Origin of the sequence: Streptomyces sp. NPDC001941 (assembly GCF_040296945.1) — a bacterium.
Taxonomy (GTDB): domain Bacteria; phylum Actinomycetota; class Actinomycetes; order Streptomycetales; family Streptomycetaceae; genus Streptomyces.
This window is the reverse complement of the sequence record NZ_JBEOYE010000040.1, coordinates 20,492-33,439: the sequence shown is the minus strand read 5'-3', so window position 1 is coordinate 33,439 and position 12,948 is coordinate 20,492. Positions and strand designations below refer to the sequence as shown.

Sequence of the window (12,948 nt, the reverse complement as noted above, 5' to 3'; positions counted from 1 at the left end):
TCGTGGGAGCTGCCGAAGTGGTTGACCGCCTCAAGGAGGCTTCCTAGTGGGCCGATTACGACGCGGATACAACTTCGCCGCGCGGTACACGGGCCCCCTCACGCTTGCGATGATCAGCGGCGCCCTGGGATTCTTCTTCGGCGCGGTTCTGGGGATGTCGCGGTGACCACACGCAACGGGAAAAGCCGAACCTGCGGCTCCATGGTGTGGCTCAAGGTGGAACAGGTTGAATATGCCCGGCGCTGCATTTCGGGTGTCGCTCGGCTCTCTGGGTGGGTTGCGAGCCCGGCTGTGTGCTTGGAGCCATCGCACGCGGGAGATCGGTACCACCTTGCTCGTATCCGGTGTGTTCCGCCGGAGCATGGGGGAGGAGTTGTGATTCTTGTGTGGCGCAAGAAGGAAGTCTTTATTCTTCACGACGCACGGAGCCGAAACGTACGCGCAGTCACCTAGATTCCGCCCCTGCCGACGTAGCCGAATCAGAGGCTCCCCCCTTCTATTCGACATCCCGGCAGGGGCGGGCACTACCGCCTTCCCGAGGGAGATACCGTGCATCAGGTAATTGCAACTCCGCAGGATGAAAAGTTTGCGATCTATCGGCCGGGCAGCCCGCGCGCAGTGCAGCTTTCCCGCGCCTTCTACTCGGAGTTGGCGGACGTGGTTGCGGCCGATCGCCCGGTTCCGGCGTGGTTCATCAGCGCCTGCCGTCAGGCGTGGGATCTCGATGTCTCCGGCGTTCCCAGCCGTGAAGCGGTCATGGTGCGGCCGAAAACGGAGCTGAACTACAGTCGCGCCACTTATGAGATCAACAAGTTCTGCAACCTGAACTGCAAGATGTGCTACCTGCCGATGCGTCCCCTTTCGGGCGTTGACCTTGAGGGGAAAGCCACGCTCCTCGCGATGCTGCGGGATGCAGGTGTCGTCTGGCTCCAAATCACCGGTGGTGAGCCGACGGTTGACCGGGACTTCCCCGCGTTCTACCGCATGGCTTACGAAGCTGGAATGATGCTGGATATCCTGACCAACGGCACGCGTCTCCACTCTCACCTAGATCTTCTCAGGGAGTGCCCGCCGAATAAGGTCACGGTCTCCATGTACGGGGCAACGGAAGACGCCTTCGAAGCTCTCACCCGTACGCGGGGCGCGTTCAAAGGATTCATGCAGGGGCTCGAAGGGGCGAAGGCCGCGGGAATCCCTCTCGAAATCACCGTACTTGTCACCAAAGACAACGCGCACGAGGCGGAAGCCATGCGCCTACTCGCAAGTGACTATGCCGAAACCGTCACGGTCTGCGGCACCATTTCGCCCACGTACGAAGGCGGCGGAGACCCCTTGGCCCAACAGGCCGATGGATGGGTTGACCGGTCTGAGATATTCGCCGGATGCCCTGCCGGTCACACGTTTTTCCACGTGGACCCGCACGGCCTTGTGACCATGTGCAAGGTCGGTCGGGAGAATCCCATCAACCTGATCGTCGAAGGACTTGATGGGCTCCTGCGTCTGCCCGGAATTGCGGACGCTCAAATGCTTCGCACCGGTGGATGTGCCGGCTGCAAGCTGTCGAAGACCTGTCGGGTCTGCCGGCCGCTCGCAAAGGCTCACCAGGAAGCGAAGGCACCACTCGCAAGTTACTGCCAACACGGAATGAAGGAGGTCACGGCATGACCGCCGTAGCCGTAGAGATCACCCCGCGGGCCCGAATCGCCACCCTGCCGCCCCTCAAGGCCGCTGCCGTACCGGCGCCCGTGGACGAGCCGGACGGGTTCGTCATCGAGAACGTGGACACGGTGACCCGCAAGTCCGTCCCCGGCTGCAACGACGACAACCCCTACCGGTAGCCAACCCGGGCAACGTCACCCGCGTGGGTCTCACGGTGTTCTCTGTCGTGGGGCCCACGCGGCTCGTGGTGTGGAAGTGTGGACTCGTGGCTACAACTCGTATCGCCCTTGAAGATCTTCCGGCGGGAGTGCTCGCGGAGATCGAAGCGCACGCGGGCCCCCTCTTGAAGGTGGAGCCGGCCAAGGAGGGCTTCAACAGCGAAATCGCCGCACGTGTGTTCACGGAACACGGCAGCGTGTACGTGAAGGGTCTCCGGGCGGATCACCCGCGCGTCTGGACCCAGCGCCGGGAAGCGGAGGTGAATCCGTTCCTTCACGGGATTGCCCCGGCTCTTCGGTGGCGGATCGAGTCGGCGGAGTGGGATCTTCTGGGCTTCGAAGCGCTCGAAGGACACCATGCCGACTACTCGCCTGAGTCGCCCGACGTGCCAAAGGTGGCGAGCCTTCTTGCCCGCCTGGGCCAAGTCCCGTGTCCAGAGATCGACCTTCGTCGGGCGGAACAGCGCCTTGAGCACTACGCCGCGAAGCCGGGAGATCTCGACTTCTTCGCCGGGGACTCCCTACTTCACACGGACTTGAACAACGCCAACGTGCTCGTGGACAAGACGGCCCACCTTGTGGACTGGGCATGGGCCACGAAGGGCGCTGCCTGGCTGGACGCCGGCTACTGGGTGATCTGGCTCATGGCTGCCGGAGACCACTCTCCTGAGTCCGCAGAGAGCTGGGCCAGCAAGGTCCCGGCGTGGCAGGGTGCTCCGGCTGCCGGTGTGACCGCCTTCGCCGTGGCCAACGCCAACGTCTGGGAACAGATCGGAGGCGACGCTCCCGACGCGTGGACCGCCCGGCTGGTGACCGCTTCGAAGAGCTGGGCAACGTACCGCCAAACGGTCTGAGCCCACTCGACCCACCCGGTAGCCACCCCTCCGGCTCCTGGGTGGGTCACCCGTCCTTGTCGGCTCCTCCCGCAGAGCGATTGGCCACGTACGTCCCGCGCTGGGGCACGGTGAACACCCAGCCTTCGTCACGGAGGTACTTCACCGCGTTCCGGGCAGTCTCACGGGCCACGCCGAAGCGCTGGGTGAGGGCGGACTCCGAAGGGATCTTGCGGTTCACCGGAATGGCGCCGCTCTGGATCTCCGCCATGATCAGCGCCGCAATTTGCCGGTAGACCGGCGTGGGCGACTCGTGGTCAATCTCCGACATGGGGCAAGGGTAGACAACCAGCCATGTTCGGGCATCTGCGCGTACGACCCTGTACGTCAATAGACGAAGGTAGACAAGTCTAGGTAAGGTGCGGACACAAAGAACCCCGGCGACGGCGCCAACCGTCCCGGGGCGTGGCCGACAGTTCTAAGGGAGCTGACGACAGTGCGTGACAATACCTTCTGGGGCTTCTTCCTGCCCTGGGCCCTGTTCCTTCTCGCTGTGTTCCACCCCACCGAATCCCGGCGTCCAGCCGGCAAGCACGCCGTACCGCTCGTCTGGAGCCCTCCCGCACCGGAGCCGGTCAAGGTGTCCTTGCTGGGGCTGAGGGGGGCCTTCGATCGCTTCCCGGGCGAAGACCCGGACCTTCCGGAGATCCCCGCCTTCCGTCCCCGATTCGTGGAACTGGCGGAGCGGTTCAAGGCAGATCAGTGGGAAGCCACCCAGCGACGCGAGCGCGCCGTTGCCGCCGTAGCCGCGTCACTCGGCTGTGACTACCCCTACACCTACCCCGGCGCCCCCACTGCCCCGGCCGGAACGGGGGTCCGGGCATGACTCACGAGGAGCTGACCCTCCGCCCCACCTTCGGGCACGTGGCGCTGTGCGTGGTCTGCAAGACGGTCACGAAGGCTCCGGTGGCCGTTCGCCACATCCCCCGCACCAGCGGGCCGGGAACGACCCTGTACGCCTGCCCCGATCACGTGACCCAGGTTTCCCCGGGGCCGACCCTGGGAGAGCTGGACACTCACTTGTAGTGCCTGGGCCCCGTCCGCCGTTCTGGGGTGGGGTGGGGCTCACTTCCGCAGCTTAGACAACCTTTCGATTGCTTCTTCTATCACCACCGTTCGCTTGCAGAACGCGAAGCGCACGAACGGGGCGCCCTGGTCGCGGTGGTCGTAGAAGACCGCGTTCGGGATCGCCACCACGCCGCAGCGCTCCGGCAGCGCCCGGCAGAACGCGAAGCCGTCCGACTCGCCCAGCGGGCGGATGTCGGTGGTCACGAAGTACGTGCCCGCCGGGCGGTACACCGCGAAGCCCGCCTCCGCGAGCCCGTCGGCCAGCACGTCGCGCTTGGCCTGGAGGTCCGCCCGCAGGCCGTCGAAGTAGCTGTCCGGCAGCCGCAGCGCCTCGGCCACCGCGTACTGGAACGGGCCCGAGGAGACGTACGTCAGGAACTGCTTGGCCGACCGCACGGCCGCCGTCAGCTCCGGGGACGCGGTGATCCAGCCGACCTTCCAGCCGGTGAAGGAGAAGGTCTTGCCGGCGGAGGAGATGGTGACCGTGCGCCCGCGCATCCCGGGCAGGGACGCGATCGGCAGGTGCGTGCCGTCGTCGAAGACCAGGTGCTCGTACACCTCGTCGGTCACCACCAGCAGGTCCCGCTCCACGGCCAGTTCCGCGATCGCGGTGAGCTCCTCGCGGGTGAGGACCGTGCCGGTCGGGTTGTGCGGGGTGTTCAGCAGGATCAGCCGGGTCCGGTCGGTCACCGCGGCCCGCAGTTCGTCCAGGTCCAGCCGGTAGGCGCCCTCGTGCGGGCGCAGCGTCACCGGCACCCGGGTGCCGCCCGCCATCGCCACGCAGGCGGCGTAGGAGTCGTAGTACGGCTCCAGGGCGATCACCTCGTCGCCCGGCTCCACCAGCGCGAGCAGCGCCGCCGCGATCGCCTCGGTGGCGCCCGCCGTGACCAGGACCTCGGTGTCGGGGTCGTACTCCAGTCCGTACCGGCGCAGCTGGTGCTCGACGATCGCGGTGCGCAGCTCGGGGACCCCGGGGCCCGGCGGGTACTGGTTGCCGCGGCCGTCGCGCAGCGCCCGGACGGCGGCCTCCCTGACCTCCTCGGGGCCGTCGGCGTCGGGGAACCCCTGGCCCAGGTTGATCGACCCGGTACGGACGGCCAGTGCGGACATCTCGGCGAAGATGGTCGTTCCGAACTCGGCGAGGCGGCGGTTGAGCAGCGGGCGTGTCATGGCCGCCATCCTGTGCGGAACCCGCGCCCGGCTCAAGTGCACCGGGAGGCGTCGCGCCCAAGGGAGCGCGGAAGCTCTGGAGTTGCTCAATTCGCGGTTGGCCCCCGAGGGCGGCGGGGCATCCCCCTGGCACGCGACACGGAACGGCGACGGGGGCCTCACCCCGGGGGACGAGAGGACCGGTGAGGGACATGGCGGTAGGAGTGGTCGTAGCGGTGGTGGTGGTCATCGGGATGGGCGTGCTCGCGGCCAACGCGCGGCGCGCGGCCGGACGGCGCCGCGGCGCGCTCAGGGGCGGGCGCCGCTCCTCTTCCTCCTCCGGCGGCTGGTGGGCCGGGGGAGCGGACGGGGGCGGCTCTTCCTGCGGCTCCTCGTCCGGCGGGGGCCACGGTGGCGGGGGCCACCACTCCTGCGGTGGCGGCCACTCCTGCGGCGGCGGTTCGTCGTGCGGCGGCGGGGGCGGCTGCGGAGGCAGCTGACACGGGGCAGCTGGTCCGCGCTCGCAGAAGGCGCCCGGACGGGTGAACTCCCGTCGGGCGCCTTCTCGTTGCCGACCCTTGTCGTTCTTCTGGGACCGGTTTCTGTTGAACAGTTGAACCGTGGGGCCCCCGAGGGGATGGAAACCCCAGCAAGTTGGGTAAAAACGCTGTGAGCCTCGCGCACTTCATGATTCCCTCGCTGTTGAGAACATCCAGCCCTCGGACCTACGTGCTGGACCCGAGCCGGCGATCCCCCCTCACTCCCTGAGTTGCCTCCGGGACGCCCCCGGTCCACTCGTCACCCCGTGTTTGCGGAGCCCCCATGCTCACGACCCTGAAGACCGCCTACACCGACACGCGCGCCGCCGACCTGGCCTGGGCCCTCGGCCGCGAGCCGCTGCCCGCCCTCGCGGTGCTCGACCTCGAACTGTCCGGCGCCACGCTCCAGCTGCGCCTCCTCGGCGCCTCCCACCAGGTGCTCATGGAGGAGGAAGAGGGCAGCTGTTCGGAGACCGTGGCCTGCATGCCGGGCAGCAGCACCCCCCTCCCGCTCGGCGTGGCCAAACGGGTCGGTGACTGGGAGTACGAGTTCGCCGCGCGGGTGGAGACGCTCTCGCGCGGCTCGTTCGCCGGGCGCGCGCAGGAGCTCCTCGCGCTCGTCGCCGACCACCCCAACGGCATCGCGGGCACCTTCCCCGGATCGCCGCACGCCTTCACCGCGATGCTCGCCCAGCGGTGCGAGGGCCAGGTGCGCTGGCGCACCTGGCACGCGTACCCCCAGGAGGGCCAGCTCGTGGTCACCCGCACCCGCATCGGCGTCCGCACGCCCGCCGCGCTCTAGGTCGGGGCTCCGGCGACCGGCCCGGCCGCCGTCCCGCGGTTCATGCGCGGAGCGCTCCAGTTGCACCCGTGTGGGTGACCGGCCGCACCCGTGGCGTGACGTAGCGTTACCGACATGATCGACCCGCCCGTCTCCATGTCGCACCCCGGTGTGACGCAGCTGCCCGTGCGGCCGGGAGCCGGACGGTTCGTACTCCTCGGCGTGGTCTTCGTCTGCGCCGCCTGCGGGCTGGTGTACGAGCTGGAGCTGGTCGCCCTCGCCTCGTACCTCATCGGCGACTCCGTCACCCAGGCCTCCGTCGTGCTGTCCGTCATGGTCTTCGCCATGGGCATCGGCTCGCTGCTCGCCAAGCGGCTGCGCTGCCGGGCCGCCGTCGGCTTCGGCCTGCTCGAAGCCGCCCTCGCCCTGGTCGGCGGCACCTCGGCCCTGGTGCTCTACGCGACGTTCGTCTGGATCGGCGAGGCGCGCTTCGCCCTCGTCGGCTTCTCCCTCGCCATCGGCGTCCTCATCGGCGCCGAGATCCCGCTGCTGATGACCCTGATCCAGCGGATCTCCCGGCGCGACATGCACGACGCGGGCCGCGCCGTCGCCGACCTGTTCGCCGCCGACTACGTGGGCGCCCTCGTCGGCGGGCTCGCCTTCCCGTTCCTGCTGCTGCCCCGGCTCGGCCACCTCACCGGCGCCCTGGCCACCGGCGCGGTCAACGCGATCGCCGGCGGCTGCCTGGTCCTGTGGCTCTTCCGGCACGACCTCACCCGCCGCGCCCGCTTCTGGCTCGTCGTCACCAACGCCGTCGTCCTCGCGGTCCTGGCCACCACCACCTTCCTGGTCGACGACTTCGAGCGGGCCGCCCGCCGCGCCGTCTACGGCGACCGGGTGCGCGTCGCCCTCCAGAGCGACGTGCAGGAGGTCGTCCTCACCGGCGAGCACACCGCCGACCTCGACCTCTACCTGGACGGCCGCCTCCGGGTCAGCGGCCGCGACGAGTACCGCTACCACGAGGCCCTCGTCCACCCCGCGATGCGCGGCCCGCACGCCCGCGTCCTGGTCCTCGGCGGCGGCGACGGCCTGGCCGCCCGCGAGGCCCTGCGCTACCGCGACGTCACCTCCGTCACCGTCGTCGAGACCGACCCCGCCGTCGTCCGCCTCGCCCGCACCGACCCGGCCCTCGCCGCCCTCAACCACGGCGCCTACCGCGACCCCAGGCTCCGCGTCGTCACCGCCGACGCCTTCGGCTGGCTGCGCGGCGCCACCGGACGCTACGACGTCGTCGTCTGCGACCTGCCCGACCCCGGCATCACCCCGAGCACCAAGCTCTACTCCGAGGAGTTCTACGGACTGGCCGCGCGCGTCCTCGCCGACCGCGGCCGCCTCGTCGTCCACGCGGGCCCCCTGCTCACCCGACCCCGCACCTTCTGGACCGTCGAGGCCACCCTGCGCGCCGCAGGCTTCGCCACCCGCCCCTACACCGCCACCGGCAGCCTCGCCGGCTACGCGGCGGGCCCCGGACGCGGCCCCGACACCCCCGGCGCGCCCCAGGACTGGGGCTTCGTCCTGGCCCGCCCCGGAGCCGTCCCGCCGCCGCTCGCCCTGCCCGCCGGAGCGCCGCCGCTGCGCTCGCTGCGGCCCGAGGTGCTGGCCGCCGGGGCCCGCGACGCCGAGCACGAGCGGATGCCCGGACTGCCCCCGTCGACACTGGTGCACCCGCGCTACGGCGAGTGAAACGGGGGACGCGGACGCCGGGGCTGAGTAGGCTCGGCTCCCATGGAGCATGAGGTGTTCGTTCCGGTACCGGAGGAAAGCCTGCGACGGGTGCTGCGGGACCCCGCCCGCGCGGCCCGCTGCGTCCCCGGGCTCCAGCGGGACGCCGACGGGTCCGCGGGCCCGCTGGCCGGCCGCCTGCGGCTGCGTGCCGGGGGCCAGACCATCACGTACCGGGGCGCGCTGACCCTGACCGAGCGGGACGGCGCCTTCCTGGTGGCGGGCGAGGGCGCGGAGGCCCGGGGCTCCGGCGCGGTCAAGCTCGACCTGACCCTGCGCACCGCCCCGGCCGACGGCGGGACCACGCTCACCCTGACCGGCACCGCCCGGGCCGACGGGCGGCTCGCGGAGCTGGACCCGGACACGGCCCGGTCCGCCGGCCGCCGCCTCCTCGAGCGGGTCGCGGTGGCGCTGGGCGAGGAGGCCTCCGCGGAGCGGCCCGGGGGCGAGGACGAGCCCGGCACCGGGGAAGCGCCCGGGACCGATGACGCGCAGGCAGCTGGGGCCGAAGCGCCTGAGTCCGAGGCCCCACGGGAGGAGCCCGAGGCCCCGGGGGAGGAGTCCGGGCGGTCCGCCGCGTCCGTCTTCGACGCGCCCGTGCCGCCGCCCTCCCTCGACCGGTACGCGGACCAGGAGTTCGACGTGGACCTCCCCGACGAGCTGCCCGCCGAGGCCGCGCACGCCCGCCGCACCATGATCGGCCGCAGCGCCGAGGAGGTCGACCACGCCCCGCCGCGCGGCCGGTACGCCCCCGCGCCCGCGCCCAGCGCCGCCACCACCGGCAGCACCCTGCGCTGGGTGGCTCCCGCGGCCGCCTTCGCGGTGGCCTCCGCGGTGGTGGTGGGGCGCGTCCTGCGGCGCCGCAAGTAGTGTCGAGGTGTGACCAGTAGCGAAGAGAGGGTCCGGCTCGCCGCCGGAGACGTCGAGTTGACGGTGCGTCCGGACAACGGATGCCGGATCGAGAGCCTGCGTGTCGGCGGCCACGAGCTGCTGCGCCAGGGCGAGAAGTACGGCAGCTTCCCGATGGTGCCGTGGTGCGGCCGGGTCGAGCACGGCCTGTTCCGCGACGGCGGCAACCGCCACCAGCTGCCGCTCAACTCCGGCCCGCACGCCATCCACGGCACCGGGCGCGACACCGCCTGGACGACCGTGACCAGTGGCAAGAGCGAGGCCGCGTTCACCTACGACCTGGCCGCGCCCTGGCCGTACGAGGGGAAGGTCACCCAGACCTTCGAGCTGACCGAGGACGCCCTGACGATCGCGATGGGCGTGGAGACGTACGGCGACTCCTTCCCCGCGCAGGTCGGCTGGCATCCCTGGTTCAACCGGGAGATCGACGGCATCCCGGTGACGCTGGACTTCCGCCCCGAGTGGCAGGAGGAGCGCGGCGACGACCACCTGCCCACCGGCCGCCGCATCGAGCCGCGGCCCGGCCCGTGGGACGACTGCTTCGGCATGACCGGTGGCGTCGACGCCACCCTGACCTGGCCGGGGGTGCTGGAGCTGAAGGTGACCAGCCGCACCGAGTGGGTCGTGGTGTACGACGAGCAGGAGGCCGCGGTCTGCGTGGAGCCGCAGTCCGGGCCGCCGAACGGGCTCAACACCCTGCCGCGCCTGGTGACGCCGATCGACCCGCTGGAGCTGTCCACCACCTGGAGCTGGCGCCGCCCCTGAGCGCGCCGCGCGGGGTCCCGAACGGGGCGCTTAAGCTCTGTGCCATGACTGACGTACGCGCTGACCTGCTCCAGCAGATCAAGGACAAGGCCGTGGTGCACGGCAAGGTGACCCTCTCCTCGGGTCTGGAAGCCGACTACTACGTGGACCTGCGCCGGATCACGCTGGACGGTGCCGCCGCGCCGCTCGTCGGTCAGGTCATGCTCGACCTGACCGAGGAGCTGGACTTCGACGCCGTGGGCGGCCTGACCCTGGGCGCCGACCCGGTGGCCACGTCGATGCTGCACGCCTCCGCCGCGCGCGGCGGCAAGCGCCTGGACGCCTTCGTGGTCCGCAAGGCCGCCAAGGCGCACGGCATGCAGCGCCGTGTGGAGGGCCCGGACATCAAGGGCCGCCGCGTCCTGGTCGTCGAGGACACCTCCACCACCGGCGGCTCCCCGCTGACGGCCGTCGAGGCGGTGCGCGAGGCGGGCGCCGAGGTCGTCGCCGTGGCCACGATCGTGGACCGCGCGACCGGGGCCGGCGAGAAGATCAGCAACGAGGCGGGCGTCCCGTACCTCTACGCGTACTCCCTCGCGGAGCTCGACCTCGGCTGAGCCAAAGTCGTGACCTAGGTCCCGACGCCGCGAAGATACGGCCGTGACCTGGGGATATATCAAGGGGCGGGTTGTTTCACGTGAAACACCCCGCCCCTCGTGCGTTCGCGGCATGGACACCGGAAGGCGCCGACGCGAGAGTCTGGAAAGATGGGGGGCGACGATGACGTCGCCCCCAGGTCAGGGCAAAAAAACGCACATACCGCACATCACAAGGAGCGGACAGATGCCCATCGCAACCCCCGAGGTCTACAACGAGATGCTCGACCGGGCGAAGGCAGGCAAGTTCGCCTACCCGGCCATCAACGTGACCTCGTCCCAGACCCTGCACGCTGCGCTGCGCGGCTTCGCGGAGGCCGAGAGCGACGGCATCATCCAGATCTCGACCGGTGGCGCCGAGTTCCTGGGCGGCCAGTACAACAAGGACATGGTCACCGGCGCGGTCGCCCTGGCCGAGTTCGCGCACATCGTCGCCGCGAAGTACGACATCACCGTCGCGCTGCACACCGACCACTGCCCCAAGGACAAGCTGGACGGCTACGTCCGCCCGCTCCTGGACGTGTCGGCCGAGCGCGTGGCCAAGGGCCTCAACCCGCTCTTCCAGTCGCACATGTGGGACGGCTCCGCCGAGACCCTCTCCGACAACCTGGCCATCGGCCAGGAGCTGCTCGCCAAGGCCGCCGCCGCCAAGATCATCCTTGAGGTCGAGATCACCCCGACCGGTGGCGAGGAGGACGGCGTCAGCCACGAGATCAACGACGAGCTGTACACCACCATCGACGACGCGCTGCGCACCGCCGAGGCCCTGGGCCTGGGCGACAAGGGCCGCTACCTGCTCGCCGCCTCCTTCGGCAACGTCCACGGCGTCTACAAGCCGGGCAACGTCGTCCTGCGCCCCGAGCTCCTCAAGGACCTCCAGGAGGGCGTCGCCGCCAAGTACGGCAAGGCCAGCCCGTTCGACTTCGTCTTCCACGGCGGCTCCGGCTCCACCGCCGAGGAGATCGCCACCGCGCTGGAGAACGGCGTCGTGAAGATGAACCTCGACACCGACACCCAGTACGCCTTCACGCGTCCGGTCGTGGACCACATGTTCCGCAACTACGACGCGGTGCTGAAGGTCGACGGCGAGGTCGGCACGAAGTCGAAGTACGACCCGCGCACCTGGGGCAAGTCCGCCGAGGCCGGCATGGCCAAGCGCGTCACCGAGGCGTGCGCCGCGCTGCGTTCGACGGGCACCAAGCTCAAGTAAGCACGGTCACGCGCTCGTACGAGCACCAACCGCCCACGTGGGCCCGGTATCCCCCTGGGGTGCCGGGCCCTCGGCATGCCTGGAGGTCCCATGACGTACGCGTACGACTTCGACACCGCCGTCGACCGCACCGGCACCTGGTCCGTGCAGTGGGACGGCGTCGCCGCCCGCTTCGGCGTGGACGGGCTGCTGCCCTTCACCATCTCCGACATGGACTTCACCTCGCCGCCGGAGGTCCTGGACGCGCTGCGCGAGCGCATATCCCACGGGGTGTTCGGCTACACCGACTGGCGGCTGGGGGAGTTCCGCGAGGCGGTCCGCGACTGGCACGCCCTGCGGTACGGCACCGCTCCCGACCCCGAACGCCTCGTCTACGCCCCCTCGGTGCTCTCCCAGGTCTCCCAGCTGCTGCGGATGTGGACCGCGCCCGGGGACGGGGTGGTCGTCCACACCCCGACGTACGACGGCTTCCGCAAGGCGGTCGACGGGCTCGGCCGGGAGCTGCGCGGCGTCCCCATCGGCGACGCGGCCGCGCTGGAGCGCGAGCTGGCCCGGGACGACGCCCGGGTGCTGCTGCTGTGCTCGCCGCACAACCCGACCGGCCGGGTGTGGACGGAGGACGAGCTCGCCGGGTTCGCGGGGCTCGCCGAGCGGCACGGGGTCGCGGTCATCAGCGACGAGATCCACGCCGACTTCGCGCACGAGGGGCACCGGCACCTGCCGTGGACCCGGTTCGCGCCCGCCCGGGGCCGCTGGGCCCTGGTCACCTCCGCCTCCAAGGCCTTCAACTTTCCGGCACTGACGGGCTCGTACGGGGTGATCGGCGACCCCGACGAGCACGCGGCGTTCATCCGCCGGATGGAGACGGGCGAGGGCCTGGCCTCCCCGGCGGTGCTCTCGCTCACCGCCCACGTCGCCGCCTACCGCCACGGCGCGCCCTGGCTCGACCAGCTGCGCGGGTACGTCATGGGGAACCTGCGCCTGGTCGAGGACCGGCTGGCCGCCGCGTTCCCCGCCGTGGACTGGCACCCGCCGCAGGCGGGTTACCTGGCCTGGATCGACCTGCGCCCGCTGGGCGTGGACGACCAGGAGCTCCAGCGCGAGCTGGTGGAGCGCGAGAAGGTCGCGATCATGCCGGGGGCGGTGTACGGGGCGCCGGGCTTCGTCCGGATGAACGTGGGCTGCCCGCGGACGAAGACGGAGGCGGGGGTGGAGGCCCTGGTGCGGGCGGCGGGGCGGCTGCGGAAGGACTGACGGGCGCCGGTCGGATGTGCGCTGACAGACTCCGGCGTCTGTCATCCGTCATCCGTCAGCCGTCAGCCGTCAGCCGTCAGCCGTCA

At 70.6% G+C, this 12,948-nt stretch carries 14 protein-coding genes; 12 read left to right on the top strand and 2 right to left on the bottom strand.

Annotated elements, in window-relative coordinates:
- Nucleotides 1-549: 549 nt before the first annotated feature.
- From ABT160_RS25090 to ABT160_RS25080, 3 genes are all read left to right on the top strand, one after another.
- Complete coding sequence (locus tag ABT160_RS25090) at nucleotides 550-1,665, top strand: radical SAM protein (protein ID WP_351650037.1); 1,116 nt, start codon at nucleotides 550-552, stop codon at nucleotides 1,663-1,665.
- Nucleotides 1,662-1,838 (top strand): hypothetical protein, encoded by a 177-nt coding sequence (locus ABT160_RS25085; RefSeq protein WP_351650036.1) that lies wholly within the window; start codon nucleotides 1,662-1,664, stop codon nucleotides 1,836-1,838. The genes ABT160_RS25090 and ABT160_RS25085 overlap by 4 nt, the downstream gene beginning before the upstream one ends.
- Before the next feature lie 86 nt (nucleotides 1,839-1,924).
- Complete coding sequence (locus ABT160_RS25080) at nucleotides 1,925-2,731, top strand: phosphotransferase family protein (protein WP_351650090.1); 807 nt, start codon at nucleotides 1,925-1,927, stop codon at nucleotides 2,729-2,731.
- Nucleotides 2,732-2,777: 46 nt separating this feature from the next.
- On the opposite strand, the gene ABT160_RS25075 is transcribed toward ABT160_RS25080, so the two are convergent.
- Nucleotides 2,778-3,041, bottom strand: coding sequence for a GntR family transcriptional regulator (locus ABT160_RS25075; RefSeq protein ID WP_351650035.1), 264 nt, complete (start codon nucleotides 3,039-3,041; stop codon nucleotides 2,778-2,780).
- A gap of 165 nt (nucleotides 3,042-3,206) precedes the next feature.
- Here ABT160_RS25075 and ABT160_RS25070 point away from each other — a divergent pair, with 165 nt between their 5' ends.
- Nucleotides 3,207-3,596 (top strand): hypothetical protein, encoded by a 390-nt coding sequence (locus ABT160_RS25070; RefSeq protein ID WP_351650034.1) that lies wholly within the window; start codon nucleotides 3,207-3,209, stop codon nucleotides 3,594-3,596.
- Between the two features lie 239 nt (nucleotides 3,597-3,835).
- Here the strand turns inward: ABT160_RS25070 and ABT160_RS25065 are convergent, their stop codons facing one another.
- Nucleotides 3,836-5,017 (bottom strand): pyridoxal phosphate-dependent aminotransferase, encoded by a 1,182-nt coding sequence (locus ABT160_RS25065; RefSeq protein WP_351650033.1) that lies wholly within the window; start codon nucleotides 5,015-5,017, stop codon nucleotides 3,836-3,838.
- 182 nt (nucleotides 5,018-5,199) lie between these two features.
- Here ABT160_RS25065 and ABT160_RS25060 point away from each other — a divergent pair, with 182 nt between their 5' ends.
- The 8 genes from ABT160_RS25060 to ABT160_RS25025 all read left to right on the top strand — a co-directional run bounded on the left by ABT160_RS25060 (nucleotide 5,200) and on the right by ABT160_RS25025 (nucleotide 12,862).
- The gene (locus ABT160_RS25060) at nucleotides 5,200-5,487 is read left to right on the top strand and encodes a hypothetical protein (RefSeq protein WP_351650032.1); all 288 of its coding nucleotides are present in this window, start codon (nucleotides 5,200-5,202) and stop codon (nucleotides 5,485-5,487) included.
- Between the two features lie 322 nt (nucleotides 5,488-5,809).
- Nucleotides 5,810-6,328 (top strand): DUF2617 family protein, encoded by a 519-nt coding sequence (locus tag ABT160_RS25055; RefSeq protein WP_351650031.1) that lies wholly within the window; start codon nucleotides 5,810-5,812, stop codon nucleotides 6,326-6,328.
- A 114-nt stretch (nucleotides 6,329-6,442) separates the two neighbouring features.
- Complete coding sequence (locus ABT160_RS25050) at nucleotides 6,443-8,050, top strand: polyamine aminopropyltransferase (protein WP_351650030.1); 1,608 nt, start codon at nucleotides 6,443-6,445, stop codon at nucleotides 8,048-8,050.
- 42 nt (nucleotides 8,051-8,092) lie between these two features.
- Nucleotides 8,093-8,959, top strand: a complete 867-nt coding sequence (locus tag ABT160_RS25045) for an SRPBCC family protein (protein WP_351650029.1) — start codon at nucleotides 8,093-8,095, stop codon at nucleotides 8,957-8,959.
- Nucleotides 8,960-8,968: 9 nt separating this feature from the next.
- Complete coding sequence (locus ABT160_RS25040) at nucleotides 8,969-9,763, top strand: aldose epimerase family protein (protein WP_351650028.1); 795 nt, start codon at nucleotides 8,969-8,971, stop codon at nucleotides 9,761-9,763.
- A 44-nt stretch (nucleotides 9,764-9,807) separates the two neighbouring features.
- Complete coding sequence (gene pyrE / locus ABT160_RS25035; RefSeq protein WP_351650027.1) at nucleotides 9,808-10,359, top strand: orotate phosphoribosyltransferase; 552 nt, start codon at nucleotides 9,808-9,810, stop codon at nucleotides 10,357-10,359.
- Nucleotides 10,360-10,585: 226 nt separating this feature from the next.
- On the top strand, nucleotides 10,586-11,608 hold the full coding sequence (gene fbaA / locus ABT160_RS25030) for a class II fructose-bisphosphate aldolase (RefSeq protein WP_351650026.1): 1,023 nt from the start codon (nucleotides 10,586-10,588) through the stop codon (nucleotides 11,606-11,608).
- A 90-nt stretch (nucleotides 11,609-11,698) separates the two neighbouring features.
- Nucleotides 11,699-12,862 (top strand): MalY/PatB family protein, encoded by a 1,164-nt coding sequence (locus ABT160_RS25025; RefSeq protein WP_351650025.1) that lies wholly within the window; start codon nucleotides 11,699-11,701, stop codon nucleotides 12,860-12,862.
- The last annotated feature ends 86 nt before the right edge of the window (nucleotides 12,863-12,948 follow it).

What these genes read in the sequence shown, in the direction of transcription:
- ABT160_RS25065 (WP_351650033.1), bottom strand. Translation starts at nt 5,017, where the DNA reads ATGGCGGCCATGACACGCCCGCTGCTCAACCGCCGCCTCGCCGAGTTC.
- ABT160_RS25025 (WP_351650025.1), top strand. Translation starts at nt 11,699, where the DNA reads ATGACGTACGCGTACGACTTCGACACCGCCGTCGACCGCACCGGCACC.
- fbaA (WP_351650026.1), top strand. Translation starts at nt 10,586, where the DNA reads ATGCCCATCGCAACCCCCGAGGTCTACAACGAGATGCTCGACCGGGCG.
- ABT160_RS25085 (WP_351650036.1), top strand. Translation starts at nt 1,662, where the DNA reads ATGACCGCCGTAGCCGTAGAGATCACCCCGCGGGCCCGAATCGCCACC.
- ABT160_RS25055 (WP_351650031.1), top strand. Translation starts at nt 5,810, where the DNA reads ATGCTCACGACCCTGAAGACCGCCTACACCGACACGCGCGCCGCCGAC.
- ABT160_RS25045 (WP_351650029.1), top strand. Translation starts at nt 8,093, where the DNA reads ATGGAGCATGAGGTGTTCGTTCCGGTACCGGAGGAAAGCCTGCGACGG.
- pyrE (WP_351650027.1), top strand. Translation starts at nt 9,808, where the DNA reads ATGACTGACGTACGCGCTGACCTGCTCCAGCAGATCAAGGACAAGGCC.
- ABT160_RS25075 (WP_351650035.1), bottom strand. Translation starts at nt 3,041, where the DNA reads ATGTCGGAGATTGACCACGAGTCGCCCACGCCGGTCTACCGGCAAATT.
- ABT160_RS25050 (WP_351650030.1), top strand. Translation starts at nt 6,443, where the DNA reads ATGATCGACCCGCCCGTCTCCATGTCGCACCCCGGTGTGACGCAGCTG.
- ABT160_RS25060 (WP_351650032.1), top strand. Translation starts at nt 5,200, where the DNA reads ATGGCGGTAGGAGTGGTCGTAGCGGTGGTGGTGGTCATCGGGATGGGC.